General features: G+C 46.5%; 31 protein-coding genes and 2 pseudogenes. 16 read left to right on the top strand and 17 right to left on the bottom strand.

What is annotated here, in order from left to right:
• Positions 1–127: 127 nt before the first annotated feature.
• From RS881_RS22180 to RS881_RS22145, 8 genes are all read right to left on the bottom strand, one after another.
• Positions 128–3,085 carry a CBM96 family carbohydrate-binding protein gene (locus RS881_RS22180; protein WP_315823083.1) on the bottom strand — a complete coding sequence of 986 codons (2,958 nt, stop codon included), beginning with the start codon at positions 3,083–3,085 and terminating at the stop codon, positions 128–130.
• Between the two features lie 17 nt (positions 3,086–3,102).
• Entirely contained in the window at positions 3,103–4,029 is a 927-nt protein-coding gene (locus RS881_RS22175) for a PQQ-dependent sugar dehydrogenase (protein WP_315823082.1), read from the bottom strand.
• Between the two features lie 238 nt (positions 4,030–4,267).
• Entirely contained in the window at positions 4,268–5,386 is a 1,119-nt protein-coding gene (locus tag RS881_RS22170) for a CBM96 family carbohydrate-binding protein (protein WP_315824572.1), read from the bottom strand.
• Positions 5,371–5,922 carry an Ig-like domain-containing protein gene (locus tag RS881_RS22165; RefSeq protein ID WP_315824571.1) on the bottom strand — a complete coding sequence of 184 codons (552 nt, stop codon included), beginning with the start codon at positions 5,920–5,922 and terminating at the stop codon, positions 5,371–5,373. The genes RS881_RS22170 and RS881_RS22165 overlap by 16 nt, the downstream gene beginning before the upstream one ends.
• 239 nt (positions 5,923–6,161) lie before the next feature.
• On the bottom strand, positions 6,162–6,596 hold the full coding sequence (locus RS881_RS22160; RefSeq protein ID WP_315823081.1) for a hypothetical protein: 435 nt from the start codon (positions 6,594–6,596) through the stop codon (positions 6,162–6,164).
• 463 nt (positions 6,597–7,059) lie between these two features.
• Positions 7,060–7,650 (bottom strand): 3-oxoacyl-ACP synthase III family protein, encoded by a 591-nt coding sequence (locus RS881_RS22155; protein WP_315823080.1) that lies wholly within the window; start codon positions 7,648–7,650, stop codon positions 7,060–7,062.
• Positions 7,647–7,925 (bottom strand): hypothetical protein, encoded by a 279-nt coding sequence (locus RS881_RS22150; RefSeq protein ID WP_315823079.1) that lies wholly within the window; start codon positions 7,923–7,925, stop codon positions 7,647–7,649. Before RS881_RS22150 ends, RS881_RS22155 begins: the two co-directional genes overlap by 4 nt.
• Before the next feature lie 326 nt (positions 7,926–8,251).
• Positions 8,252–8,521, bottom strand: a complete 270-nt coding sequence (locus RS881_RS22145) for a short-chain dehydrogenase (RefSeq protein WP_315823078.1) — start codon at positions 8,519–8,521, stop codon at positions 8,252–8,254.
• Between the two features lie 300 nt (positions 8,522–8,821).
• On the opposite strand from RS881_RS22145, the gene RS881_RS22140 reads away from it, so the two are divergent.
• From RS881_RS22140 to RS881_RS22080, 12 genes and pseudogenes are all read left to right on the top strand, one after another.
• The gene (locus RS881_RS22140; protein WP_315823077.1) at positions 8,822–9,064 is read left to right on the top strand and encodes an RNA recognition motif domain-containing protein; all 243 of its coding nucleotides are present in this window, start codon (positions 8,822–8,824) and stop codon (positions 9,062–9,064) included.
• Positions 9,065–9,239: 175 nt separating this feature from the next.
• A complete protein-coding gene (locus RS881_RS22135; RefSeq protein WP_315823076.1) occupies positions 9,240–10,052 on the top strand; it encodes a response regulator in 813 nt (270 codons plus the stop codon).
• Positions 10,030–10,599, top strand: a complete 570-nt coding sequence (locus tag RS881_RS22130) for a sensor histidine kinase (RefSeq protein ID WP_315823075.1) — start codon at positions 10,030–10,032, stop codon at positions 10,597–10,599. The genes RS881_RS22135 and RS881_RS22130 overlap by 23 nt, the downstream gene beginning before the upstream one ends.
• Positions 10,583–10,813: a sensor histidine kinase gene (locus RS881_RS22125; RefSeq protein WP_315824570.1), complete on the top strand. Its 231-nt coding sequence runs from the start codon at positions 10,583–10,585 to the stop codon at positions 10,811–10,813. Before RS881_RS22130 ends, RS881_RS22125 begins: the two co-directional genes overlap by 17 nt.
• A gap of 90 nt (positions 10,814–10,903) precedes the next feature.
• Positions 10,904–11,419: a CHASE3 domain-containing protein gene (locus RS881_RS22120; RefSeq protein WP_315823074.1), complete on the top strand. Its 516-nt coding sequence runs from the start codon at positions 10,904–10,906 to the stop codon at positions 11,417–11,419.
• Entirely contained in the window at positions 11,341–12,558 is a 1,218-nt protein-coding gene (locus tag RS881_RS22115) for a GAF domain-containing protein (protein ID WP_315823073.1), read from the top strand. The genes RS881_RS22120 and RS881_RS22115 overlap by 79 nt, the downstream gene beginning before the upstream one ends.
• Positions 12,504–12,983 (top strand): annotated as a pseudogene (locus tag RS881_RS22110) (sensor histidine kinase); the annotation flags it as partial. The gene RS881_RS22115 and the pseudogene RS881_RS22110, both read left to right, overlap by 55 nt.
• Positions 12,984–13,171: 188 nt before the next feature.
• Positions 13,172–13,513, top strand: a complete 342-nt coding sequence (locus RS881_RS22105) for a hypothetical protein (RefSeq protein ID WP_315825061.1) — start codon at positions 13,172–13,174, stop codon at positions 13,511–13,513.
• A complete protein-coding gene (locus RS881_RS22100) occupies positions 13,474–14,517 on the top strand; it encodes a response regulator (protein ID WP_315823072.1) in 1,044 nt (347 codons plus the stop codon). The genes RS881_RS22105 and RS881_RS22100 overlap by 40 nt, the downstream gene beginning before the upstream one ends.
• Positions 14,518–14,542: 25 nt before the next feature.
• A complete protein-coding gene (locus tag RS881_RS22095; protein ID WP_315823071.1) occupies positions 14,543–14,710 on the top strand; it encodes a hypothetical protein in 168 nt (55 codons plus the stop codon).
• Between the two features lie 59 nt (positions 14,711–14,769).
• A complete protein-coding gene (locus RS881_RS22090; protein WP_315823070.1) occupies positions 14,770–15,363 on the top strand; it encodes a CheR family methyltransferase in 594 nt (197 codons plus the stop codon).
• Positions 15,345–15,925, top strand: a pseudogene (locus tag RS881_RS22080) (chemotaxis protein CheB). Before RS881_RS22090 ends, RS881_RS22080 begins: the two are co-directional and overlap by 19 nt.
• 161 nt (positions 15,926–16,086) lie before the next feature.
• Here the strand turns inward: RS881_RS22080 and RS881_RS22075 are convergent.
• From RS881_RS22075 to RS881_RS22055, 6 genes are all read right to left on the bottom strand, one after another.
• The gene (locus tag RS881_RS22075; protein ID WP_315823068.1) at positions 16,087–16,422 is read right to left on the bottom strand and encodes a hypothetical protein; all 336 of its coding nucleotides are present in this window, start codon (positions 16,420–16,422) and stop codon (positions 16,087–16,089) included.
• 63 nt (positions 16,423–16,485) lie between these two features.
• Positions 16,486–16,764, bottom strand: a complete 279-nt coding sequence (locus RS881_RS22070) for a DNA alkylation repair protein (RefSeq protein ID WP_315823067.1) — start codon at positions 16,762–16,764, stop codon at positions 16,486–16,488.
• A gap of 458 nt (positions 16,765–17,222) precedes the next feature.
• Positions 17,223–17,930 (bottom strand): response regulator transcription factor, encoded by a 708-nt coding sequence (locus tag RS881_RS22065; RefSeq protein WP_315823066.1) that lies wholly within the window; start codon positions 17,928–17,930, stop codon positions 17,223–17,225.
• A 17-nt stretch (positions 17,931–17,947) separates the two neighbouring features.
• Positions 17,948–18,094: an ATP-binding protein gene (locus tag RS881_RS59840; RefSeq protein ID WP_350340163.1), complete on the bottom strand. Its 147-nt coding sequence runs from the start codon at positions 18,092–18,094 to the stop codon at positions 17,948–17,950.
• Entirely contained in the window at positions 18,067–18,567 is a 501-nt protein-coding gene (locus RS881_RS22060; RefSeq protein WP_315823065.1) for a sensor histidine kinase, read from the bottom strand. The genes RS881_RS59840 and RS881_RS22060 overlap by 28 nt, the downstream gene beginning before the upstream one ends.
• A 281-nt stretch (positions 18,568–18,848) precedes the next feature.
• Positions 18,849–19,178, bottom strand: coding sequence for a hypothetical protein (locus RS881_RS22055; RefSeq protein ID WP_315823064.1), 330 nt, complete (start codon positions 19,176–19,178; stop codon positions 18,849–18,851).
• A 268-nt stretch (positions 19,179–19,446) separates the two neighbouring features.
• On the opposite strand from RS881_RS22055, the gene RS881_RS22050 reads away from it, so the two are divergent.
• Positions 19,447–19,662 carry a hypothetical protein gene (locus RS881_RS22050; RefSeq protein ID WP_315823063.1) on the top strand — a complete coding sequence of 72 codons (216 nt, stop codon included), beginning with the start codon at positions 19,447–19,449 and terminating at the stop codon, positions 19,660–19,662.
• A 252-nt stretch (positions 19,663–19,914) separates the two neighbouring features.
• Here RS881_RS22050 and secF read toward each other — a convergent pair whose 3' ends face one another.
• The 3 genes from secF to RS881_RS22035 form a co-directional block, all read right to left on the bottom strand.
• Complete coding sequence (gene secF, locus RS881_RS22045; protein WP_315824568.1) at positions 19,915–21,795, bottom strand: protein translocase subunit SecF; 1,881 nt, start codon at positions 21,793–21,795, stop codon at positions 19,915–19,917.
• 116 nt (positions 21,796–21,911) lie between these two features.
• A complete protein-coding gene (locus tag RS881_RS22040; RefSeq protein ID WP_315823062.1) occupies positions 21,912–22,091 on the bottom strand; it encodes a hypothetical protein in 180 nt (59 codons plus the stop codon).
• A gap of 50 nt (positions 22,092–22,141) precedes the next feature.
• A complete protein-coding gene (locus tag RS881_RS22035; protein ID WP_315823061.1) occupies positions 22,142–23,029 on the bottom strand; it encodes a hypothetical protein in 888 nt (295 codons plus the stop codon).
• Positions 23,030–23,709: 680 nt separating this feature from the next.
• On the opposite strand from RS881_RS22035, the gene RS881_RS22030 reads away from it, so the two are divergent.
• The 3 genes from RS881_RS22030 to RS881_RS22020 all read left to right on the top strand — a co-directional run bounded on the left by RS881_RS22030 (position 23,710) and on the right by RS881_RS22020 (position 26,212).
• Positions 23,710–24,141, top strand: coding sequence for a hypothetical protein (locus RS881_RS22030; RefSeq protein WP_315823060.1), 432 nt, complete (start codon positions 23,710–23,712; stop codon positions 24,139–24,141).
• Positions 24,142–24,209: 68 nt separating this feature from the next.
• Positions 24,210–24,782, top strand: a complete 573-nt coding sequence (locus RS881_RS22025; protein WP_315823059.1) for a hypothetical protein — start codon at positions 24,210–24,212, stop codon at positions 24,780–24,782.
• 242 nt (positions 24,783–25,024) lie between these two features.
• Positions 25,025–26,212, top strand: coding sequence for an ABC transporter permease (locus tag RS881_RS22020; protein WP_315823058.1), 1,188 nt, complete (start codon positions 25,025–25,027; stop codon positions 26,210–26,212).
• The last annotated feature ends 61 nt before the right edge of the window (positions 26,213–26,273 follow it).

Below are 26,273 nucleotides of genomic sequence, written 5' to 3'. Positions count from 1 at the left end.
AATAGTAAATAGAATTTTTACTCATAGTCGTTGTTTTAATGGATAAAAGGAAAAACATAAGCTCTAAGAGGTGACACCTTTCGTTCGCGTGGCAAAGGAAAGGTGTCACTTCTTAAAACAGAACTACTTATTCTTTCAGCATTTTCCTGGTTACCACTTTTCCATCCTGCACCAGTTTCAACACATATACTCCTGCTGCCAGTTTATTGACGGCAAACCTGGTTTGGTGGTTACCGGCTTGTAAACGGCCCCGTACCAGCATAGCCACCTGCCTGCCCTGCAGATCAAATACCCCCAGGGTAGTATAGCCCGCTTTCTCCAGCGAGAAAGTAATGGTACTACTGGCGCCAAATGGATTGGGGTAATTGCCCAGGCTCATACCCGTTGAAGCAGCTTTTTCTTCCTCGCCTGAAGCTCCTTTACGGAGGAAGGGCGCTTGGGTAAGCTGCGTACCGGTAGAGATCACCAACTGCGGTGCATTACTGCCTGTTTCTTTGGAGTTCCAGGTAATACGCGGATTGGTAGCTACCGTAGCCAGTAATGCCAGGGAGATATTATTCCTGCCGGCCGCTTTTTCGGCCTGTACATAGGAAGTAATATCCCAGGTATAATAGCGGCCTATGGAATCTGTTACCGTAGCACTGCCAAGCGTAGCGCCGGTAGCTGGTTTATTGTTCCAGGTAATGGCAGTTTCCGTCCAGGTGGTATTGGATACAGCCAATGCATTCACCGGCACATTGGTATTGCGGTTATCATCCAGCTTGCCATATACCCGCAGAATGGCCGAAGTAACCGTACCGGTTGCTCCACTGGCATCAAAGCGCAGGTAAGTTTGCCGGTCATTACCCGCAGCCGGGTTGGAATTAAGCTTGGAGATCAGGATCGCCGCATCGGTACTACCATGGGTGATATCTGCAAAAGTACCATTGCGTACATACGCATCATGCAAAGGCGCTAATGTGATCTGCTGACTACCTTGACTGGTTTGCACCTTCACCTCTGTATAGCTATTCCACAGGTTTACACTGTTGCCATGCCCTACTATACGTACATACTTCCCGGTTTGAGCGGCAAACGTAAAGGTTTCCAGGTTCAGCGTAGTACCACTGCTTACCCGGCCACTGGCTGCGGTAGTCCAGTTTACGCCATCATTGCCTACCAATACATCAAAGGTTGATGTACGTGTGTTGCCACTATAGAAGGCGATCTGCACCCCCGTCACCGTTAGCGTATCATCCAGGCAAAGTTGTATCCACTGACCATCCCCATTGGCACTCCAGCGCGTACTGAGGTTATTGTCCAATACATTGGCAGCTACATTACCATCATCGCCACTGGCCGTTACAGGCGTACAAGAGGGTGCTGCATTAACAGTAATAGTAACCGGCGCCGAAGTAGTAACAGCGCTACTGTCGTCCGTTGCTTTGGCAGTGATCGTATAAGAACCCACCGGCACATTGTTCCAGGTAATGGAATAAGGTGCTACATTATCAACACCCAGGCTGGTGGTGCCGTTGAAGAATTCCACACCGGTAACCGTACCATCACTATCAACAGCCGTAGCGTTGATGGTGATGGAAGCAGGCGCTGTAAAACTGGCATTATTAGCCGGTGAAGTAATGCTCACCGTGGGCGGTACATTACTGGCCGCTCCATCAACAATCAATGATAGTTGCGGCGGGTTGGAGCCAAACTCTGATGAGTTCCAGAAAATACGCGGATCATGTGCTATCATACTCTTCAACGCCAGCGATATCTTCTTGCGGCCGGCCAACAATTCACTTCTTACATAATTGGTCACATCCCAGTTTATATAAGAGTAAGCCGTATTGGTTACCGTAGCCGAACTTAGTTCAGTAGCACTGGTAGCTGGTTTATTGTTCCAGGTAAGCGTATTTTCCGTCCAGGTAGTATTGGCTACCGGATAGGCTCCTACCAGTACCGAAGGCACCGTAGTAAGGTCTACCTTGCCATATACTTTCAAGGTTACGTTGGATACATTGCCATTGACCGGAGTAAGGTCAAACAACAGGTAAGATTCCCTGGCATTATTCAATTGCCCTGCGGGTGATACCTTGGTGATCAGCAAAGTGGAATCTGTAGTACCATGGGTAATACCTGCATTGGTACCATCCCGCACATAAGCATCCTGCGTTGCCGTGAAGTTAACGGGTGCAGGCGCCACCCGGTAATGCGCTGTATAAGTAACGTCATTATCTGTAACCACAATATTCTGCGCTGCAGCACCACCCTGGGTCCAATGATCAAAGATATACGTCACCCCATTCACCGTTTGCGGCGAGATGGCTACGATGGGCCGGGTAGCCCCTGATACCGCTTCTGTGCTGTAAGGTGCGGTAAAGGGCACTGCATCCAGTCGTACCAGCAAACCAGCCGGTTGTGTGGCCAGCGTTAATGTGGATGTAACCGGGAATACCTCTACATAAGAAGTATCACGCCCATCCTGCGAATCCTGTACGGCCAGGTAAATGCGGTACCATACATCCGTTTCATTGTGTTGCGAAAGGTCCGCTACAAATGATCCACTGGCCACCCCATCCGTCAGTTGCGGCCCGGGGTGTATATGCGTGGCATGGTGAAAATCAACCCACCATTCAAACGTACTGCCATTCAGCGTTCCATCCTCGGCATCAGTGCCGGTACCACTATAGCTGATCACATCACCCGACCGGAACAAGACGCCATTGGTGGGACTGTTGACCGTAGCTACCGGCAAAGTATTGGGTTGTGTTACCGTTAGCGTGGCATTACTACTGGTTACGGTACCCGAACTATTGGTCACCACCACATTGTATTGTCCCGCATGCGAGGTTTGTACGTTGGTGATGGTATAAGTAGTACCCGTAGCGCCTGCAATATTGGTAGTGCCTTTGCGCCATTGGTAAGTAGGTGCCGGACTACCCGTAGCCGCTACCGTGAAAGTGGCTGTGCCACCAATCACCACAGACGTATTTTGCGGCTGTGTGGTAATGGTAGGCGCCTGGTTGCCTGTATATACAATGCGATAAAGGGAACTGTTATCACGGCGCAGGTAATACAGGTTGCCATCTGTGCCTTGTTTCATGTATACATTTCCACCACTCAGACCAGTGCCAAAAGACACCCGTGATGGAGAAGCAGGGTTGATATAGTCGATCCAGGAACCGCAATAATCCAGGAAGAAATACCTTCCATTATACGTTGCCGGCCAGTTACTGATGGCGCCATTGAAAAGGTACCCCCATTAATGGCACAACCTTGTCCATTTGGTGGAGGATCAGTGCGGTTGGTAGCATATACATAAATAGGATTGGTATAACCTGTGCAACCGCTGGTACACATACCTTCCTTATCGGGCCAGCCAAAATTCTTACCGCCCGTAGTGGCATCATTGATCTCCTCCCAGGTGGCATTACCCACATCATTCACAAATATTTTACCAGTTGCCGGGTCCGATGCAATAGTAAATGGATTACGTAATCCATACGCCCATACCCGGCTGCGGGCTGCACCACCGGTAAAAGGATTACCCGCAGGTACCGATCCATCGGAATTAATACGCAGCAATTTGCCCAAATAGGTATCCAGGTTTTGAGAGTTGGAACCTACCTGGTTTTCACCAATCGCTACATACAGTTTACCATCATTTCCGAAAGCAAGGCCCCCACCATTGTGGTAAATGCCGCTCAAAGTTGGAAAATCAAGTATGGTTGATTCTGATCCCGCCACATCGCCCGTCATTGTAAAACGGCTCAGCCGGTTATGTGGCCCTGTTGTATGCGTATAGTAGAGATAAATATAATTGTTGGTAGTAAAATTGGGATCTACTGCCACACCGATCAGCCCACGTTCTCCGCTGGTATTTACCGATAAGGTGATGGCGGGGGTAGTCAATAAACTACCATTCTTTACAACGCGTAATTGGCCATTCTGCTGGCATACCAGCACCCGCCCGTCGGGTGTGAAAGCCATGGCCGTGGGGCCATTAATACTTCCTGTAATCAGTACCCGTTGAAAATTGGCGGGCAATGTTTGCCCCGGGCTGGTTGTAGCAGGAATAGGAAAAGGCAGCAGTAAAGCAGTAATTGCCTTGCTTTACTCAAGCAACTGTTTTTTTCATGCTGATTGGTTTTGATAAGTGTTTATGGTATCCGTGGTATATCGTCCTGACAAACTCCGGCAGAAGGTGGGTCGCCCTGCGAACTCCTGAAGGGAAGCCGCCTTACCTGGATGCAAGGCGGCCCACCTTTATTGGATGCAGGACCCCTTATTCTTTAATTAGTTTTTGCGTAATCGTATGTCCATTATTGAAGAGGCGCAATAAGTAAACACCAGCCGGCAATGATTCGGACCGGAATGGAATACGGTGCGTACCTGCCGACAAACGGCTACTAGCCAGTACAGCCACCTGTTTACCTGTCATATCATAAGCAGCCAGGAGCGTATAACCTTCCTTCGCCAGGTTCACTACCACCGTATTACTGCTGCTGAAAGGATTGGGATAGGCTGACAGGTTCAGTTTACCGGTCTCTCCTTCAGCTTTTGCTACCAGGGACTGCCTTTGTGATTGCAGCGCCGTACTGGTAGTGATTACCAGTTCAGGTGCATTGCTGCCGGTTTCTTTGGAATTCCAGGTAATACGGGGATCGGTGGCTACCGTACTAAGCAAGGCCAGCGATATAAGCGTGCGCCCGGCAGCCAGTTCACTTTGTACATAAGCCGTAATATCCCAGGTATAGTAACGCGCTGTAGCATCTGTTACCGTAGCGGCTTGCAACGCACTGGAACCTGTAGCAGGTTTATTATTCCAGGTAATGGTCGATTCAGTCCAGGTGGTATTGGACACGCCATAAACATTGATGGGTACATTGGTGCTGCGATCGTCATCGATCTTGCCATACAGGCGCAACAGGGCGGAAGTAATGGTACTGCCCGCACTGGCTGCATCAAAGCGCAGGTAGGTATGACGGTCATTACCCGCTGAGGCCGTGGAGTTGAGTTTGGTCACCAGTATATTGGCATCAGTAGTACCATGCGTGGTGCCGGCAGCCGTACCATTGCGCACATAAGCATCATGCTGTGGTGCAAGCGTAATGGTTTGTCCGCCTCCTGCACCTGTCTGTATCTTCACTTCAGTATAACTGTTCCAGGCATTTACACTGTTGCCATGTCCTACGATACGTACATATTTACCCGTAATGGCGCTAAAGCCGAATGTTTCCAGGTTGAGTGAGGTACCACTGCTTACCCGGCCACTGGCTGCCGTAGTCCAGTTAAGGCCATCATTGCCTACCAGTACATCAAAAGTGGATGTACGCGTATTGCCATTGTAAAAAGCGATCTGCACGCCGGTTATGGAAGCAGGATTGCTTAGGCAGAACTGTATCCATTGCCCATCGCCCGTGGCACTCCACCGGGTGCTGGATTATTGTCCAGTACATTGGCCGCCACATTACCATCATCGCCACTGGCCACTACAGGTAAACAGGCAGGCGCTGCCTGTACGGTGATATTTACTGGTGAAGAAGTAGTAGCTCCACTATTGTTATCAGTGGCTTTTGCAGTAAGTGTATAAGATCCTGCCGCTACACCCGTCCACGAAAAACTATAAGGCGCTGAAGCATCTTCGCCCAGTTTGGTACTGCCATTGAAAAACTCCACCAGGCTCACCGTACCATCTGCATCCGAAGCGTTGGCATTGATCGTTACCGAAGCCGGTGCAGTGAAACTGGCATTATTAGCGGGCGATGTAATGCTCACAGCAGGCAATTGATTACTGCCAATATCACTGGGGCACAAACTGGCACTGCTTTCTGAAATACAGAAATCGGCAAAACGTACCTGCTCATCACGTAATACATCATCTTTACCCCGGTATACACCCCATTTACCGCGATTGTAACTGGCGCCAGTACGCCACATATCCAACGAGTTGTTGCTATAGGATAGCAAGGTAGCCCCATCACTGACCCTTTTGATGGTAATTTCAAAGGTGCCGGCACTGCCTTCACTGCTCTTGTATTTTACATACGCCTCTACCCAGGTGCCTTTAAAAGGCGCCAGGTCTACCTCATGTACCGTACCCAGGCTGCCGCTACCCTCCCCTGCACTGTGAATGATCTGCATCTTTTGCGGATTGCCAGCCCGGGGCGTTATCGTCATTAGCGGTGCACCAGCATCGCCATCAATGGCCTTGATCTGGAAAATATGAGTAAACCGGCTGGAAGGAATAAAGCCTGCATCCAGCTTGAACTTCCATCGGTAATAAGCCGTTTGTCCTTCCGTATGTTGCATTTCGGGGTTGAGCCATTGCCTCCCTTGATCTCCATACGTACCCGGTCAAGATTGGTACAACGGTCATTATCAGCCGTTGCATGACTGTGGAATACAAAAACATTTTTGCCCAGCGTATTATCAAATATTTCTGTCACATGCCGGCCAAAGCTGCCATGTATACATTCCGGATTTTCTATACCGAAACCTTTCGATTCAATGAGTTCATAAGTATCGCCTGGCCCATCGGCGCTTAATTTTACCTGAGCATGCAGGGTAGTAATAATCAACAGGAAGGAAAGTAGCGCATACAGTTGTTTCATAATAAGGTTTTTAACAGTGAATAAAACATGCCTATGCGGCGCCAGCCATTAACCCGGCCGGCACAGCAATAACAATCCTGGCAGGAGCATTTCAGGCTCCTGAGCCATGTAGCAATAACCATGTTGAAAGGCAATAAAATGCCTTAGTGCGTCTTATTCACTTATAGCAATGACCTTACGGGATTCCTGCAGGTAGCCGTTTAGGGGGTAAACAGTAAGAAGTAAATGGAGTGGAGAGTTTGTACAGTATACAGCAGGAATGCGTAATTAAACAATGACCGGTAAAAGGGCAATCCTAAGAATAGTCAATTGGACATTTCTTCATAATACAAGCAGTTTTGTTAGAAAAAAGTTAAGACCATGAAGTAACGTTTTTCCCTGATCGATCGAATTACCTCAATTAACCGAATACTAAGCTATATTAGCTTAATCTGGTATAACAGTAAGGTGTAATAGTTTCTACTTAGTAGCGGTAACAAACTGCATTGATATTCATGCCGGCGCCTACTGATGCGAACAGGATCACATCGCCGGGCTGCAGGGAATGCTCCATTAGCTGATTACGGCGCACCAGGTCATATAAGGTGGGAATGGTAGCTACGGAACTATTGCCCAGCCAATGAATGCACATGGGCATAATATCGGCGGGAGGTTGTGCTCCATATAATTGGTAAAAAGCGCGGACAATACTTTCATCCATTTTCTCATTGGCCTGGTGGATGAAGATCTTTTTCAATTCCTGTAGGCCGATACCACTTTTATCCAGGCATTCTTTCATGGCTGCCGGCACGTATTTCACAGCATACTCATATACCTTGCGGCCTTTCATTTTGATATAGCGGGTATGCGCTTCGGCATCAGGGGCATTGGAAGTACCAAAATAAATATAACCTGCTTCCTCTACACTGTCCGACCTGGTACTGGTACTTTGGATGCCAGCCTGCGGACCAGCTTCCTTGTATTCCAGCACACAGGCCCCGGCTCCATCGGAAAAGATCATACTGTCGCGGTCAAAACCATCTACTACCCGTGACAGCGTTTCCGTACCGATCACCAGGCATTTTTGGCAGCGCCTGCCCGGCAAAACAAGTCGGCTTGTATAAGCCCCTGCAGCCAGCCCGGGCAGCCAAATAAAATATCATAAGGTATACAGGAAGGATTCCTGATGCCTAGCCCTTGTTTGATGCGGGAGGCCAGGGAAGGCACCGCATCCATTTGGGTGGTATGGGCCAGCACATCCCCATAGTTATGGGCCACAATGAGTTGGTCGAGCGTTTCGGGGTCTATGCCACTGTCCTGGATAGCCAGGATGCTGGCCTGGATAGCCATATCGGAGGCAGTGATATTTTCGGGCGCATAACGCCTTTCCTCAATGCCGGTGATCTGCTTGAATTTGTCTACAATTTCCCGCTGGGGGCGGTCAATGGCATGCCTGTCTTCCGTAAAAAAGCGGTTGGAAATAAAATCACTGTTCTTTTGATAACAGAAGGAATGTAGCTTCCGGTACCCGTAATAATTGATCTTTGCATTATTGCAACAGCATGGTTAAATATAAACGACAAAAAAACACGCCACTAATTAATACACCATATTCAACATTACTGAGATATGATCTACAATTATTGTTTACCGGAACCGCCAAAAAGATAAAGCCCCTATTCTTCGCTTCCCTTTTTGAAAGGCGATAACTTGGTTATCTCCGAGCCGTTGAATATACGGGATAATTTGGCATCTTTTGATTTTTGGTAGGTCTCAATATTCGACTCCCAAACAATCGCCCAGAAATTCTTTGATTTTAACTCAGCATAATCTGGCGTTTTAATAAAAATGCCAATAAAAGGCTTGCGGGTTTTAAACCCAATCCTTACTGGAGCATTGTCAGGATTCTTATCCTGGAGGAACTTTTCAATCTGATCGTTTGTCATCTGCAATTAAAGATTTAAAGAACATAATAACCGGCTGACGATGCCGGAAAACCTTAACCAAGTCATACTTCCTGCCAGGTCAAAAGAACTACCATTCGGGCACCGGGAGGATTTTTAACGGTGCAAAGGTACGATTTTTAATTTTAATAGTTAACTGATTAATTATCAGTGTCAATTGCCCCACCAGGTCTATTTTTGCTCCAAAACAAATTAGGCGGTTGAATACTATTTGGTTATCTTCAGTTTACCATCCCCAAAATCCTCCTTCCGTACCATTATCCACGTTCAAAAACCACTCTTATGAACATCTTTGTTGGCAACCTCAACAGAAAAACCACCGCTCAACACCTCATCCAACTCTTTATTCCTTTCGGCAAAATAACTTCAGTTCGTATCCTTTCAGATCATCAAACAGGTCACTCCCTGGGTTGTGGGTATGTTGAAATGGACAACCAGGCCGGCGCCATAGCCATTCAAAACCTGCATGAACGCTTCTTCATGAATACCTATATGGAAGTAAATGAAGTACCCAACGGCTGGTAGTCAACCCGCCTCTCCTATCCCTACTCTTTTTACCCGCATCCCCTGCAACTCTGTTCACAACTGCTGGCACGATTTTTTTATCAGCAGCCATCCTCTTTTGTGTAGACAAGAATCTACAGTGTGTATTTTATTTTTGCTGTCATAATCTGGCCAAATTATTCTTACTTAGCTGTTTATGATACTGATCGTTGATGACCGGCCAGAAAACCTTTTCTCTTTACAAAAACTCCTTGGGCTGCACCATTTCCGGGTAGATACCGCAGCATCGGGTGAAGAAGCCTTGCGCAAAGTATTGAAGAACGCTTATTTCCTCATTATACTGGACGTACAAATGCCCGGCATGGACGGCTTTGAGGTCGCAGAAGCTATAAGCGGTTATAGCAAATCGAAAGACATCCCCATTCTCTTCCTCTCAGCAGTTAATACCGACAAACGATTCATCACCAAAGGATATACTTCCGGCGCCATCGACTACATCACCAAGCCTTTTGATCCCGATATCCTGCTACTGAAAGTAAAGACCTTTTACCGGCTGCACTTGCAAAACAGGGAACTGAATGAGGTACAGAAAACCTTACGTGATGAAATAGAAGTACGCAAACATGCCCAGGCAGCCTTGCACCAAAGTGTAGAAGAACTAAGGTCGGTTTTGGAATCCATCCCTCAAATAGCCTTTACTTCCAATGCTACCGGCACCATTGAATTTGTGAACAGCTATTGGCACCAATATTCCTTTGGCAAAGACATGTTTCCCCAAACACCATCCGAAGGTTTGTCTATAACCCACTGTATCCAACGGGCAGTAAATTCCGGCCAGCAGGAAGCAATTGAGGTCAGCATCAGGCCCTTGAAATCACCCGAATACCGCTTTCACCTCCTCACCCTTACTCCCGTAAAAAGGACAACGAGATCCTTAAATGGGTTGGTATATTTACCGATATCCATGAACAAAAATGGTGAATCAGTTGTTGGAACAACGGGTAAATGAACGCACCCAGGAATTATTGCAAGCCAATCAGGAACTGGAGATCAGCAACCATGAATTACAGCAATTTGCTTACGTAGCCTCTCATGACCTCAAAGAGCCTTTGCGAAAGATCCAGGTATTCAGCCACCTGATCAAAGACAAGTTCCTGGCCAATAACCCAGACGCAGTAAACTACATCAACCGGTTGATCCATTCCTCCGAACGCATGAATAAACTCATCACCGATGTACTCAATTATTCAAGGTTGTCCATCTCTGGTGTTTTTGAACCCACCAATATCAACCTGGTCATACAGGAAATACTGGTCGATATGGAATTACTGATCCAGGAAAAACAAGCTATTATCCATTCCGATCCGATTCCTCTGCTGGCCGTGATCCCTGCACAGATCAGACAGGTATTCCAAAATATCCTCAGCAACGCACTCAAGTTTTCAATCAACAGGAAAAACCCATTATCCATATCCGCACCACGTTCATTAATGACAAAGATCCCGACGCTTCCCCCATTCAACCGGAACATATTGCCGCATCACTGTAACCGATAATGGCATCGGTTTTAATGAGGTTTACCTGGGCAAGATATTTTCTATTTTCCAGCGTCTGCATTCTAAAGAAGAGTATGAAGGCACAGGTATCGGACTGGCCATTGTTAAAAAGATCATGGAAACCCACAATGGTCTTATCACCGCCCGAAGTGAAGAAGGACGCGGCAGCACCTTCATTATGATATTGCCAGTGCAACAGGGGAATAATAGTTGACCACCATAAGCGGAGACGAAGAATACAATCTTCGCTGGTACAGGATAATGTAAACACAGGAATTGTAACAGGCATTTAATAAGACATTCCATGAAATCGACCTTTAAACGGAACCTCATCATTGGCTTTGGCATTTCTTTATTGCTATTGGTCATTAGCTCCGTAGCCTCTTTCCTTAGCATCCGTAACCTGACCAAAAGCGCCCGGGAGGTAGAACATACCAACCAGGTGAAACAATTGGTAGAAAAGATCATGTCTACCCTCAAAGATACCGAAACCGGACAGCGGGGTTACCTGCTTACCGGCGATGACCGGTTTCTCGCTCCTTATACTGGCTCCATTGATAGCGCTAAAGCCTTTGTGGATGATCTCAAAACCCTCACAGCCGATAACCGGGAACAACAAATGCAGGCCAATAAGTTGCAAGAGATCGTGGTACTGCGCTTATCGAGCCTGGAGCGTCGCATTCTTCAAAAGCGGGCTGGCGAAACAGTCGCTACCGAACAGTTACTGGACGGCAAAAGCATATGGATGCTGCCAGGGCTGTGGTCAATGGCATGGTGGCCAATGAAGAGCAGGTACTGGCCCAACGAACTGCTCAAATGAACCGCTTTGCCAGTTATACCCCCATCCTCATAGTGATCGCTGCCCTACTCTCGCTCTTCATCACCGTAATATCCTTTTTGCGGGTCAGCAGCGATTTTGAGAAAACAACCCAGTTACAACGGGAACTGGAAGCGAAAGACCAGGACATTAGCCGCCGCATCCATATCATCCAGGAAGTAGCCAATAAAATATCGGCTGGCGATTATACCGTGCGGGTGCAGGATAAAGGAGCAGATGGATTGGGTAGCCTGAGCCTGGCACTCAATAAAATGGGCAGCTCCCTGGAATATTCTTTTAATTTACTGGCCGATAAAGAATGGCTGCAAACCGGAATTGCTACCCTCAATGAAAAGATGCTTGGCGAATATGAGCTGCCCTCGCTTTCAAAGAGCCTGCTCCACTTCATGGCTCAATATACCAATAGCCTGGCAGGCGCTTTTTACCGGGCAACAGACAATACCAGCCTCCGCTTTATCAAGGGTTATGCGTTTGATGAACAGTTGGCAAAACAACATATCGCCTGGGGTGAAGGTATTGCCGGACAATGTGCAGCCAACGCCTCAACAATTTACCTGCAGGAAGTGCCGGCCAGGTTGATCACCATTAGCCATGCCACCGGAAATATTAAACCGCAAAGCATCATTGCCATCCCTCTTTTCTATGAAAAGAAGATCATGGGTGTAATAGAACTGGCCAGCATTAAAGCCTATACACCAGTGGAGATAAACTTCCTGGAAACGGCAGCCCATAATATCGGCACTGCCATCAACAGCATCGAAAACCGCCGCCGCCTGCAGGAACTGCTGGAAGAGACCCAGTCACAGGCCGAGGAATTGCAGGCCCAGCACAATGAAATGGAAAACATTAACAGTGAACTGGAAGCACAAACGGAAAAACTGCAAGCATCGGAAGAAGAACTAAAAGTACAACAGGAAGAACTGATAGAAGCCAATGGCGAATTGGAAGAAAGGGCGCGCCTGCTGGAAGAAAAGAATCAACTGGTACTTGAAAGGAACCTGGAGATACAGAAAAGGCGGAAGAGCTGGAACAAAGCACCCGTTACAAGTCGGAGTTCCTGGCCAATATGTCGCACGAGCTGCGCACCCCGCTCAATTCCATCCTGCTATTATCGAGGCTGATGTCGGAAAACAACCAAAACAATTTAAGTAATGAGCAAATAGAATATGCGCGGGTAATACAAAGTTCGGGGCATGGATTATTGTCCTTAATTGATGAGATCCTCGATCTTTCTAAAATTGAAGCCGGTAAAATGGAGCTGCAGTATGCCGATGTGGCCGTGCAGGATATTGCCCAGGACATGACAGCTTTATTTGATCCCATTGCCCGGGAGAAAGGGATTATTTTCAAAACAGCCATTGACAAGGAGGTGCAGGGTATAATAGAAACCGACCGCCTGCGGCTGGAACAGATCATCAAAAACCTGGTAGCAAATGCCTTAAAGTTCACCTCAAAAGGATATGTGGAATTAAAGATCTCCACTGCCGGACCCGAAAGCCATACACTGATCTTCACAGTAAAAGATACCGGCATTGGCATTTCACCCGATAAGCAAGCCATCATCTTTGAAGCCTTTCAGCAGGCCGACGGTTCCACCCGGCGTAAATATGGGGTACGGGCCTGGGATTATCCATCAGCCGGGAGCTGGCCAAACTATTGGGCGGTGAAATACGCCTCCATAGTGAACCAGGGCAAGGAAGTGAGTTTGCTGTATGGATGCCCGTATCCAAAACCATGGCCACGCTTACCGGTAGCATGGAAATAACCCACCCATCACCACCTGGAGAAGCAGGCATCCCTATGCCGGCCCCACTACCCATCCCCGTACAGGAATTACGTCAACGCTATATCAGCGATATTATCCCGGAGAATATTCCCGACGACCGGCACAAGATCAACCACCGCGATAAGGTGATCCTCATTGTGGAAGACGATACCAATTTTGCCAAATCCTTACTCGACTATACGCGCCATAAAGGATATAAGGGAGTAGTAAGCGTACGGGGTGATGAAGCCCTGGCGCTGGCTATCAATTTATGCCGGCCGGCATCCTGCTCGATATACAATTACCGGTAAAAGATGGCTGGGAAGTGATGGAAGAATTAAAAAACAATGCACAAACCAAACATATACCGGTGCACATGATGAGCGCTTACGATGCCAAATACAAGAGTATTTCCAAAGGAGCCGTCGATTTCATCAACAAACCGGTGGCCTATGAACAGATGCAGGATGTTTTTGCCCGCATTGAATACATGCTTACCAACAATCCACGCAAAGTACTTATTGTGGAAGAGAATATGAAGCATGCCAAGGCCCTGGCTTATTACCTGGAAAATTTCAAGGTCAATACCGAGATCAAGAATACAGTGATTGGCAGTGTGCAGGCCCTCCTGCAAAAGGAAGTGAATTGTGTAATACTCGATATGGGTATCCCCAACCAAAAATCGTATGATACCCTGGATGAAGTAAAGAAAACACCAGGCCTGGAAAATATCCCCATCATCATTTTTACAGGTAAGAACCTGTCCAGGGCCGAAGAGATGAAGATCAAACAGTATGCCGATTCGATCGTGATCAAAACGGCCCACTCCTACCAACGCATACTGGATGAAGTATCGCTCTTCCTGCACCTGGTAGAAGAAAAAGGCGCTTCCACCGGCCGGCCCAATAATATGGGCATACTGCAGGAAGTATTAAAAGGTAAAACAGTATTGATAGCTGATGATGATATCCGTAATATTTATTCCCTCACCAAGGCGCTGGAAACCTACCAAATGAGCGTGGTTTCGGCAGTGGATGGCAAGGATGCCCTCAAACAATTACAGGAACACCCGGAAGTGGATATTGTATTGATGGATATGATGATGCCCGAAATGGATGGTTATGAATCCACCCGTCGTATCAAGGCCAACCCGGCCTGCAGGAAATTACCCGTAATAGCCGTAACCGCCAAAGCCATGACAGGCGACCGGGAAAAATGTATTGAAGCCGGCGCTTCTGACTATATTAGCAAACCGGTTGACATTGACCAGTTATTGTCCCTGCTGAGGGTATGGTTGTATGATGCCGGTAAATGAAATTGATCTTTAAAAAACAATTGCTGTGGAATTTGAAGTACAGGATCCCGAAATAGAAATACTGCTGCAGGACCTGCTGGAAACCTATGGCTATGACTTTACTGATTATTCCAAAGCATCGCTAAAGCGAAGGATCAACCGTTTATATTCACTGGATAAATTCCCTCCTTTGCTTTCTTCCGGAAGCAAATAAAAACAGACAGTACTTATTTCAGGCGTTTCGTAGAAGAGATCACGGTCAATGTAACTGAAATGTTCCGTGACCCCACCTTCTACAAAACCATCCGTGAAGAAGTACTGCCTGTGCTGGCTACCCATCCCTTCATACGCATTTGGCATGCCGGCTGTTCAACCGGCGAAGAAGTGTATTCCATGGCTATGCTGCTGCAGGAAGCCGGGCTGCTTAAGAAATCCCTGCTCTATGCTACTGATATTAATCCAGGGGTACTGGACCGTTTACGAAAGGGTATCTTTCCTTTGCGTTTCATCAAGCAATACTCGGAGAATTATATCCAATCAGGCGGCAAGCAGGACTTTTCCCAATACTATACCGCCAAATACGACTGGGCCAAGTTTGATGATAAGCTGGCTGCTAAAATGGTGGTGGCCACGCACAACCTGGTTTCAGACCGCTCATTCAATGAGTTTCAGCTTATCTTTTGCCGGAATGTATTGATCTATTTCGACAGGAACCTACAAAACAATGCCCTGCAGTTGTTTGATGAAAGCCTGGATACACTTGGCTTCCTGGCACTGGGCGCTAAAGAGAACTTAAAATACGCTCCCATCTACCACAAGTACAAACAACTGGATAATAAAGAAAGGATATGGCGCAAAATAGCATGAGCCCTTCCATTCAACTCATTGTTATCGGTGGTTCTGCCGGTAGCCTGGACGTTATACTGAAACTGATCCCAGGCCTGCTGCCTCATCTGTCAGTGACCATCATTATTGTTACCCATCGCAAGCCCAACAATGATGAAATACTGGTTGAACTGCTCAGTGCCAAAACTACCTGGCCGGTAAAAGAAGCCGAAGAAAAAGAACCCATTGCCCCCATACGATTTACATAGCACCTACGGATTATCATTTACTACTGGAAAAAGACCGCAGCTTTTCACTCGATGTATCGGAAAAGGTCAACTATAGCCGTCCCAGTATTGACACCACCTTTGAATCGGCAGCCGAAGTATATGGCCCCTCGCTGTTAGGTATCCTGTTGTCGGGCGCCAATGCCGATGGCGTAGAAGGCATGAAGCGCATCAAAAGCCTGGGCGGCACCTGCCTGGTACAGGATCCCGAAACAGCCGATGTGGACTATATGCCCCGGAAGGCACTGCAACAAGTAAAAGTGGATATAATACTGCCCGCTCACGAAATAGCAGATTACATTAATAGTTTGTTTTAGACTAGTCGGAAAGTCAGTAAAGTCCGAAGTCGGTAAGTAATACAGTAGCTGCCTGGTTTTCTTCCAGATCTTCCGACTTCCGTTCTTTCAGTCCCCTTTCTTTCGGTCTCCCGGTCTTTCCGACTTACGGACTTCTTCAGCACCTGATCGTTTTACGCTTCTTACCGATATAACCCTTGTCCTTCATTTTTTGGATATAGTCCGGTGAATATGGTACCCGACAGGCTGTGCCCCCATATCCACTTCCACCAGACCAATCTTTTTCCGGTAGCAATGGCCTGAGCCGTCAAGGCCGGCATATACCCTCCCACGGCAATAACAAACGCATTCATTGTATGCCTGGTACGATTAGTGGCTTTGTGAATGGTCTTCTCTACCCTTTCCAGCAATTGTTTTATTTCCTTCAGATCGATCTCATGATCGGGTTTGATGGCCAGTAAACCAGCCAGGGTGCTCCATCCACTGGCCGAAATAGGGTCCTTTTGGATTCGATCCATTCAGGGCTAGCTGATGCCCATCAGGATTTTCCGAAGCTACCCAGGGTACGGTGTATTCACTGATCATGTACCAGGGGCTTTTTCAACCCATGCCTGAAGTTGTTTGCTCGTCATCTTAGCCCCATCGGCTACCAATCCGGCCAGGTACATGGCATCCGAATTACCTGTATCATACAACTCCATGGCCAACTGCTGATCGTTTTTGATCTTTTTTACCACCTTCTTCAAGTCGCCCACCAATACACCAAAAAAGGGCTCCCGGGCGCCATGTTTTATCCACCGGGCTTTGACATCCTCACTACCCATGGATTGTAACTCTTTCATTACTTCGGTTTTTGTCATGCAAATCGTTTTAAATGGTTTAGATCCGCCGCCGCGCCAGGTATCATTGTCCAGTATTCCATTCCTCCCCGGCATTATGACAGCTGTTACTACAAAAGTAGGCCTCAACAGCCCCTATCTGTATCACCTATAAGTATGAATTATACCCACGTGGCCTCCGGGGCATACCAGAACAGTAGTAGAATCCCGGTTCATTGGTAGTCAGATATTCCGTATACATTACGTATACTATCCGTACACAATCCGTATATATTACGTTCTTTATAGAGACGTAATATGTACGGATTGTCTTGCTATTGTATAGGATATATATAGGTATTATGTTAGTACATGGCATGAAGCACCTATACCTGTGCAATGGTGCTTCCCTGGACCTTCAGAGAATAAGAAAAGCCTTCCCTTCGGAAGGCTTTCAGTATGAATAAGTTAGAAAAGCTAGTTTTTTACTGTGTGAGGCATCAGGCGGGTACCTGCACAGCGGCATTGAAGCGAAATCCTACCCCATGGATGGTCTCCAACAGTACATTGGGATCGGTTTTGAAGTATTTGCGCAGCTTGGTCATGAACACATCCATGCTCCTGCCCAGGAAATAGTCATCTTTCCCCCACACGTTCAGGAGCACTTCTTCCCTTTTCAGGATATGGTTGGCATGTTCGCAAAGGAATTTCAGGAGGTCGGCTTCCTTTTGGGTAAGGGTAAAGCTTTCTTCCGGCGCATTTAGCTTTAGGTCGGTGTAAGAGAAGGTAAGTTTACCGATGAAGAACTGTTGTACCTGTTCGGCGGCCAGTTTACGGGTACGGCGCATAAATACGTCCATCCTCAGCAGCAGTTCCTGCATGCTGAAGGGTTTGGTAATATAATCGTCGGCACCAGATAAAAAGCCCTTGATCCTGTCTTCCTCCATAGAGCGGGCCGTAAGGAACAGGATGGGGATCACATCACTGTGTTGACGGATCTTTTTGGATACACTGAAGCCGTCTTTATTGGGCATCATCACATCGAGGAGGCAGATATCAAAGCGTCCCTTTTCAAATTGATCGATGGCAGTTTGCCCATCCGGGCAAACGGTTACTTCATACCCGGCATCTACCAGGTTGTCTTTGATTACATAGCTTAAGGCAAGGTCATCTTCTGCCAGTAAAACTTTCCCTTTTCTTGTTAACATGGCATGTATAGTTTTTATTAGAGGGGAAACAGCATTTTGAACTCCGTCCCAATCCCCGGCAGGCTATTAACCTTAATACTTCCGTGGTGGGCATCTATGATACGTTTAACAAAATTCAGTCCAAGACCGAATCCCTTTACATTATGTACGTCGCCAGTGGGCACGCGGTAAAATTTTTGAATAAATTCTTTTGGTATTTCTTTTCAATTCCGATGCCATTGTCTTTTACCGAAATGAAAAGATGCCCGTCTTCCTGCCCGGTACTGATGATCACATGCGGCTTGGTAGAATATTTAAGCGCATTTTCCAGCAAGTTTACCACGGCCAGTTCCAGGTGTACCCGGTCGGCCAATAGTTCATAACCTGGTTCCCCGGGGCTTTGTATCTCTATCAGCGCCTCTTTATCGTCTACCAGGGGCTGTACTTTGGCAACGGCTTGTTCAATGATCTCTTTCACCGGCACACGCACTTTTTCAATGGGGAGTTCGCGGCGGTCGGTAGAGGCAATATGCAATAATCTTTCTACCTGACTTTGCAAATGTTCCGTTTGGTGTTGGATGATATTGGCATATTTATACAGGCGGTCGGGCTGGTTCGCAATCTTATCTTGTAGCAATACCTCGGCTGATATTTTCATGACGGCCAGGGGGTCTTGAACTCATGGGTAAAATTGTTCACAAAGTCCTTTTGCACCTCTACCAGGAACTTCTGCTGGTAGAAGTAAAAGGATGACCGCCAATCCGATCAATACGATGAAAAGGATGGCAGTACTGATGAACCAGAAATTCATCTGGGCCAATACGTATTTATTGCGATGCGGAAAGAATAATAATACGTAGTCATGATCCCGTTGGTAAGCGGGTAATATGCTATTAGAAGGGTCATAACGGGCAGCGGCGGCGGGGATATACTGCTCGGCTATGTATTTCCCTTTTGGTTATCATAGAGCCCGATATGTGCATCGGTAAGTACATCAAAATCATTCAGTTCATGTTTCAGGTAATATACCAGGGAATCATAAGGCAGGTCGGTGCCTTCGATCCGGAACAGGAAATAATCGGGTGCGGGATGCTCGATCAGGTCTTGCAGGTGATTGGCTGGGGTATCGGCAATATCCATGTCCTCGTATAGACCCCGGATGCTTTTTACCACATTTGTATTGAAGGTTTTGTGTTCAAAAGAATACACTTTATTGAGCCAAAATAACTGGACACCAGTAATGAGGGCAATCAGACAAGTTGCCAACAAAATAATCCATCTGAGGGTTGAGGAACGCATGCCGTTTAGATAAATACCTCCGGCAAATTTGCTATGCATTATCTATCAATTATTTTTTATCTGGTTAAGCGATCGTTAAGGAAAGTTACAACTAGTTATCCTGCTCATCAACAATTCATTAACACAAGTTAATCGGCGGTTAAGCATGCCCAGAAACAGTGTGCGGGCAAAATATTTGGATAGCTTTATTGTGTAAACATTCTTCACTACAAAATTCACATACAATGAAAAAGTACTTTTGTTAGCCACCTTGGTAATAGCATTAACCGGCTTAACAATGGCACAAACCAGCCCCAAACAAGCTGCTAAGCCTGCCAAAAAAGAGGCTGCTGCGGCTACTGCTGCACCGGCACCTGCCAAAGATGCCATGGCAAAAGAGGCAAAGAAAGCTGGTCACCATCATAAAAACATCATAAAGCAGCTGCTTCTACCAAGCCTGCTACTAAATAATTAGATAAAGCAAGGTCGGTTTTGTTAGGGTTTATGAACGTCGTCCGTGGGTGGACGACGTTTCTTTACAGTCCGCCCTTCGGCGGGTTGAATCATTTGCTCCAATAGCAACATGCTCTACGATCAAAATGACCGGGAAGGGTAAATAGCTGAGGGAGGCGGCCCAAGTGGATTAACGATTGACGAACCATCACCTCCCTAAAACAACAAAGCCTGTGGATGATCCACAGGCTTTGCATTATAATCAAGTCTTTATTTATGCTTTCTTACCGGCTGGCGCTGCAGGTGTTTTGGCTTTTACTGCCGGAGCAGTAGTAGCACCGGGCCTGGCATCGGCTTCACCCAGGGGTTTGCTCTTGGCCAGGTCAACCAGCATGGGAGCAGCCACAAAGATGGATGAATAGGTACCGGTAACCACACCGATCAACATAGCGAAGGCAAATCCTTTGGTTACTTCACCACCTACCAGGAACAGGATCAGGATGGTGAGGAACACCGTTAGCGAGGTCATAATGGTACGGCTCAGGGTATCATTGATGGCCTTATTGATCAAGGTTGGCTTATCAATGTTCCGCATGTTATGGCTGTATTCACGAACACGGTCGAAAACGATCACAGTATCGTTCATCGAAAAACCAATTACGGTCAGGATGGCCGCAATGAAGTGCTGATCGATTTCCAATGGGAAAGGCACCACTCCTTTCAGGAAAGAGAATACTGCCAGGGTAACCAATACGTCGTGCAACAGGGCAACAATGGTACCCAGAGAATATCGCCAGTCACGGAAACGGATAAAGATATAGATGGAAATGATGAGCAGTGACCAGAAGGTTGCCCACTGTGCACCGCTTTTCAGGTCATCAGAGATGGTAGGATCTACTTTCTTGGTTCCCTCTACCCATTTGGTAGTGGCAAACTCTTCTGCCGTCAGGTTAGCAGGCAGGAAAGATTTCAGGCCGCCAAATAAGGTATTGCGTACAGCAGAGTCAATAGACAAACCAGCTTCATTAATGCGGTAGTCGGTAGTAATTTCCAGTTTGTTGGGAGAACCATAGGTTTTGATCAAAGGAGCCTTATGGAATGTATTATCCAGTGCTTCCCGTACCTTCTCTTCCTCAACAGGTTTACCAAAGTTTACTACATAGCTTCTTCCGCCTTTAAACTCTACGCCTTCATCAAAGCCGTTGAAGATGGCAGCCACACCCAGTATCAAAACCAGGATGGAGATACCGTAAGCTACTTTACGGAACTCGATGAATTTATAAGCGGCATGTTTGAAGATACGTTTGGATAAGCCGGTAAAGTATTTAAAGTGACGGTTCTTGTTGGTATAGAAGTCGGTGATCAGGCGTGAAACCAGGATACCGCAGAACAGGGACAGCAGGATACCGATGATCTGTGTAGTGGCAAAACCCAATACAGGACCCAGACCATAGATAGCCAGGATGATGGCTGTTAATAAGGTAGTAATGTGCGCATCCAGTACGGGCGGTAATGAACGTCGGTAACCGTCTTTTACAGCCTGTTCATGTGATTTGCCATGCGCCAGTTCGTCTTTGATACGTTCAAATATAATTACATTGGTATCTACCGCCATACCGATGGTCAGTACCAGACCGGCAATACCAGGAGCGGTAAGGGTAGCGCCCAAAGCACTTAATACGCCTATTGTAAATAGCAGGTTTAAGATGAGGGCGATATTGGCTACAATACCAGCGGTATTATAATATACGATCATGAGCAGGAAGATCACCACGAAGGAGATACCAAATGACATGATACCACCATTTACGGCTTCTTCACCGAGGGTAGGTCCTACTACTTGTTCCTGTACGATCTTGGCAGCGGCTTCTACTTTACCCGATTTCAGGATATTGGCAATATCCTGGGCTTCTTCTACCACCAGTTGCCTGTTCTTGGCATTGCCGGCGCCCATGGTGATACGGGAACGGCCACCATCAATTTTAGAGTTTACATTGGGAGCAGTATAAACAATATCATCCAATACAATGGCAATGGGTTTACCAATGTTACGCTCCGTCATATTGGCCCAGATACGGCCACCGGCATCGTTCATATCCATGGTAACGAGCACTTCGTTGGTCGTTTGGTCAAACTCCTGACGGGCATCCTCAATGGCACCACCTTCCAGTTGAGCGCCTTCTTTACCAGGAATGGTTTTTATAGCATAAAGCGTAAGCGCCTGGCTTAATCCGCCTTTGTCATCACGCTCTTGTTTGCTCCACAGGAATTTTACGTTGCCGGGGAAATTGTTTTTACAGCAGGTATGCTGAGGTATTGATTTACTTTACCGGTATCTTTTAAGGCAGCAATGCCCACATATCCGGGATAGCCACCGCCCTGGTAGGGACGGGCAGGATTGAGCACACGGAACAGCGGGTTTTGACGACTGGCTGCAGCAGCGCTGTCCAATGCTTTGCGGGCTGAATCCTTCGCAGCACCCTGCAGGGTATCGATGGCTTTCAGTGCATTACTGTCAACAGTGGGGTACCATATAAATAAGCTTCCAATGCCTTATCAGCATTTACAAAGCCATTTTGCATGATGGCATCGTTCATGGTATATACTTCCCAGAACTGGAGGTTGGCAGTAGACTGCAGGTATTTCCGCACACGCTCAGGATCGCTGGCACCAGCCAGTTCAACGGTGATGATACCTTTATTTTCGTCCAGGCTGATATTGGGTTGAGCAACACCAAATTTATCAATACGCTTTCTCAATACCTGGTAGGTTTGAGCCATGGCCGCATTAGCCCTATCGTTGATATAAGCGACTACCTGGTTATCGCTTGAAGTAGCATTCAGTTTATTGCCCTGTTTTGCAAAATGAGGAGCCAGTTTGGCACCGGGATTCACATTCCTGAAGGCAGTAACAAAGAGGTTGATAAAATTTTGATCACTGTTCAACTTCAATTTTTGTGCTTCTTCAATGGCATTTTTGATCTGGGGATCTTTGGGATTATTAGCCAATCCTTTGATCAATCCATCCAATGCAATATCCATGGTTACGTTGATACCGCCCTGCAGGTCGAGGCCCAATAACAATTCACTTTCTTTGGCTTTCTGATAAGATTGACCCCACCAGGTAATTTTGGTATCTTTTGTGGCGATACGCAAGCTATCGAGGTAAGTGGCTTTGTAAGTATCCAGAGAATCCTGGTAAGCAGCCCGGGCTTCTTTACTATTATCGCCAGGGTATTTTGTGGCAGCGGGTGAATAAGCTCTTTTGATGTAAGCAGTCGCTTTGGCCTCCAAACTTTTCTCATGTTTGTTCACGAACCAGGTAAAGGATAGCTGGTAAAGGGATATAAGGATCAATAATCCAGCAAATATGCTAACCAGTGCTCTCATTGCAATGTTGTTTATTTTTAGGAGTTGGCAAAGATAGGGTTTTCGGACAGAAAAGGAAATAGCAAAATAAGCCTGAAAATGAGGCTTATAGAAGGTTTCGGCAAGCGCATACGGATAGCCGGGTCAGTCATTTTAGTCAGGTGAAGATCTGTGGGCTAGAGCTGGAACTGACGAACTGTGCACAAAACCAGCGGCGGCAAGGGCTGTCAATCATCAAAACAATCATAAAGTGTTACTAGTTAATTATTTGTGGTTTATGTTATTGGCTACAATTTAACATCTTTTCAGCAATACTTCTGTGTATTTTTTTTCGTTAAAGCATCTTCTCCTAAACCAATTACACTGCCATGAATAAACTATTATTCTGCTGGCTAATGCTGCCTGCGATGGGAGTTTTTCCCAATCTCTCCAGGAAAGGAATGAATTTTCCGTTCATACCAACGGGCTTATCTATGGCGATACTACCATCCGCCAGTTAAGGGTCATTGTTGACTCCCTGCACCTGAAATTCAAAACTTGTGAGCTAAACAGGGTGTACCAAGCGGTATCCCAGGGAAGAGCGCATTATATTGAAATGGAAAAGGGAGCCATAAAAAGGCACTGGCAGACCTCCGGGACAATATACCTTTCGACAGTTTTGTGAAAAATACCCTTCCTGTACAGTCCAGAAAGACTTATTGGTGATCAAACGCCATGACCGGGAAGATGGCAAAGTAGTGACTGAATTCAATACTTTCACCCTGGGTGACGAAAGCGATCAGCGATTTACCTTTTCCGGTGAAACCGCCCACTATGAAGGGCCATTGCAAGGGAAATGGGTATTTGAGTATCACCCCCGATCTGATTATAGTAACGAATCGGTGGAGGCTTTTTACTTTGTGACAAATCTGGAGCAAGCTCCATTGGCTGAAAAGTATGCACGCCTGGTTCAATATTCAGATTGTATGATAGATACCAGCACCAGTATATTTAAATTAAGGGAAAAAAGCAGCAACAAGTCCAGAGATAAAATTCCCCCAGGCTTGCGGCTTTTAGGGAATATATTAATCGGGAAGCTGGTCCCCGCCCACTATATGACCCCAATAACACCAATGGCTATTACGAAAAAATAGAGGCATGGGAAGCGCAAAAGGACTCGATCATTGAAAATACCCTGTCAAAAACCTCCACCTTTAATAGTTTGCTCCAGGAAGCTGCCAATGAAGTGTTGGAAGAGGGGTGGTCTAATGATGAATTTGAAAACTATGTAGCAACGTATTATTCAAAGAAGACAAGCCTGGAATTAAAAAGGGGCCGCCGGGTAGTGGGTATGTGTAGCCAGGATCAAAGGCCCCGTGTTCATGCGTTGAACATTGCCATCCTATCGGCCGAAACGGTGAATTGGGAAACTTTTCTGCGAGCGCACCTCGATATCATGAATGACCGGTTCGACAGGGCCAGTGATGGCAGTTATGCCTGGGCAGCCCGCAAAACCTATATCAAAGAACTGGAAGTGCTGGACATTAATTTATCCGATCTCATGCTGGGCATCAGTCTGCGTATCAACAATCCCTCCGCCAATCATTATTTTGGCAGCATTGGGCGGCTTGGCCGGGCTTTGGCAGAATCAGCCAATTCAGCAGGAATAGAAGAAAGGATGCTGACTATGATCGCTGACAAAAACCTTGACACTTACAACCGGTTAATTACTTACTACCTGTTCCTCAATTACAATTACAACCTGGAAGACAAGGTAAAACGAAAACCAATATAGATCGACTGAATGCAACTGTAAGGACTTTACCTGCTTATCTGGCTGACAAAGCGATTGTAAAACCAAAATTGGAAAATCAATAAACCCCTAAAAGACAAGTATTCCTTCATAAATGAACACCCGATGTATCAAAAAAGGACAGTTTGGGCTGGCCAATCCAGTCCTATATTACTGATTTACAATCAATTATAATTCTGGCATTCTCTTAGCTCACCGAAGCTAACCCTGACAATATTTAATTTATGCTAAAAAATTACCTGAAGATCGCCTGGCGCAGCCTGATCAAGAACAAAACCTCCTCTTTTATTAATATTAGCGGGCTGGCAGTAGGGCTGGCTATCGGCATCCTGGTGATGATTGTAATCCTGGATCTGACCGGATACAATAAGTTTCACACGCATTTACCCAATATTCATCAATTGTTTGGGACCAATAAGATGTCTGAAGACATCCATACGGGCAAATCTGTGCCAGGCCCTGTAGCAGAGATATTACGGGTCAACTTGCCTGAAGTTAAGTACGTAACCCGGTATGGCAATGGCGGGAAAGGCTTGTTCAACGTTAGGGAAAAATCGTTGTATGAAAATACTGTTTACCTGGAACCTGATTATTTCCGGATGATGACCTTTCCGGCCATCACAGGCGATCCTGTCAAGGTATTGGAACAATCAGGATCGGTCGTGATCACGGAAAGGACAGCTAAAAAATTGTTTGGACAGGAAGATCCCATGGGCAAAATGATCAGGTATAATAACCAACATCTTTTGCAGGTGGGTGCTGTGATCCGGGATCTGCCGGTAAACAGCAGTGAACAGTTTGATGTGATCCTTCCTTTCGCTCTATACGAACAGGAAAACAGTACCTGGATCAATAAATGGGACAATAGCCGTATTGCTACCTGGGTGGAATTACAGCCAGGTATTGACCTTACTGCATTCAATGCCAAACTGGATAAATTATTCAAAGAGAAATCGGGCAGTGAAAATGGAGGATTGTTTGCCTATCCGTTTAGTAAAATGTGGTTGTATGGGGAATTTAAGAATGGTAAACCTGCTGGCGGGCGTATCTATGCAGTGATACTGATGGCGGTAACTGGCCTGTTTGTATTGCTGATTGCCTGCATCAATTTCATGAATCTTTCCACAGCCCGCTCGGAACGACGTGCCCGTGAAGTGGGGGTACGTAAGGTGATGGGGGCTTTTCGCAAGCAGGTAATTTTTCAGTTCCTGTGTGAAGCGATGCTACTTACCTTCCTATCCTTATTGCTTGGCATTTTCCTGGCTGTGATCGCTTTACCTGGCCTCAATCATTATACAGGAAAGAGTATGACCCTTGATCTTTCCAACTGGCAAATGTGGCTTTCCCTGTTGGGCATGGTACTCTTTACGGGCCTGGTAGCGGGCAGCTATCCAGCTTTTTTTTCTCAGTAGCTTTAAGCCGGTATTGGTTTTAAAAGGTATTATTGCCAACCGCAAGGGGGCTCCTTTTACG

It is taken from the genome of Paraflavitalea speifideaquila (assembly GCF_032395985.1).
Taxonomy (GTDB): Bacteria; Bacteroidota; Bacteroidia; order Chitinophagales; family Chitinophagaceae; genus Paraflavitalea; species Paraflavitalea speifideaquila.
Note: the sequence above shows the minus strand (reverse complement) of the source record. Positions and strands in the feature narration are given on the sequence as shown.

What these genes read in the sequence shown, in the direction of transcription:
- RS881_RS22180 (WP_315823083.1), bottom strand. Translation starts at nt 3,085, where the DNA reads ATGAAACAAGGCACAGATGGCAACCTGTATTACCTGCGCCGTGATAAC.
- RS881_RS22165 (WP_315824571.1), bottom strand. Translation starts at nt 5,922, where the DNA reads ATGTGGCGTACTGGCGCCAGTTACAATCGCGGTAAATGGGGTGTATAC.
- RS881_RS22160 (WP_315823081.1), bottom strand. Translation starts at nt 6,596, where the DNA reads ATGAAACAACTGTATGCGCTACTTTCCTTCCTGTTGATTATTACTACC.
- RS881_RS22150 (WP_315823079.1), bottom strand. Translation starts at nt 7,925, where the DNA reads ATGGCTATCCAGGCCAGCATCCTGGCTATCCAGGACAGTGGCATAGAC.
- RS881_RS22145 (WP_315823078.1), bottom strand. Translation starts at nt 8,521, where the DNA reads ATGACAAACGATCAGATTGAAAAGTTCCTCCAGGATAAGAATCCTGAC.
- RS881_RS22140 (WP_315823077.1), top strand. Translation starts at nt 8,822, where the DNA reads ATGAACATCTTTGTTGGCAACCTCAACAGAAAAACCACCGCTCAACAC.
- RS881_RS22135 (WP_315823076.1), top strand. Translation starts at nt 9,240, where the DNA reads ATGATACTGATCGTTGATGACCGGCCAGAAAACCTTTTCTCTTTACAA.
- RS881_RS22120 (WP_315823074.1), top strand. Translation starts at nt 10,904, where the DNA reads ATGAAATCGACCTTTAAACGGAACCTCATCATTGGCTTTGGCATTTCT.
- RS881_RS22115 (WP_315823073.1), top strand. Translation starts at nt 11,341, where the DNA reads ATGGATGCTGCCAGGGCTGTGGTCAATGGCATGGTGGCCAATGAAGAG.
- RS881_RS22105 (WP_315825061.1), top strand. Translation starts at nt 13,172, where the DNA reads ATGGCCACGCTTACCGGTAGCATGGAAATAACCCACCCATCACCACCT.
- RS881_RS22100 (WP_315823072.1), top strand. Translation starts at nt 13,474, where the DNA reads ATGCCGGCCGGCATCCTGCTCGATATACAATTACCGGTAAAAGATGGC.
- RS881_RS22090 (WP_315823070.1), top strand. Translation starts at nt 14,770, where the DNA reads ATGTTCCGTGACCCCACCTTCTACAAAACCATCCGTGAAGAAGTACTG.
- RS881_RS22075 (WP_315823068.1), bottom strand. Translation starts at nt 16,422, where the DNA reads ATGGATCGAATCCAAAAGGACCCTATTTCGGCCAGTGGATGGAGCACC.
- RS881_RS22070 (WP_315823067.1), bottom strand. Translation starts at nt 16,764, where the DNA reads ATGACAAAAACCGAAGTAATGAAAGAGTTACAATCCATGGGTAGTGAG.
- RS881_RS22065 (WP_315823066.1), bottom strand. Translation starts at nt 17,930, where the DNA reads ATGTTAACAAGAAAAGGGAAAGTTTTACTGGCAGAAGATGACCTTGCC.
- RS881_RS22060 (WP_315823065.1), bottom strand. Translation starts at nt 18,567, where the DNA reads ATGAAAATATCAGCCGAGGTATTGCTACAAGATAAGATTGCGAACCAG.
- RS881_RS22035 (WP_315823061.1), bottom strand. Translation starts at nt 23,029, where the DNA reads ATGAGAGCACTGGTTAGCATATTTGCTGGATTATTGATCCTTATATCC.
- RS881_RS22020 (WP_315823058.1), top strand. Translation starts at nt 25,025, where the DNA reads ATGCTAAAAAATTACCTGAAGATCGCCTGGCGCAGCCTGATCAAGAAC.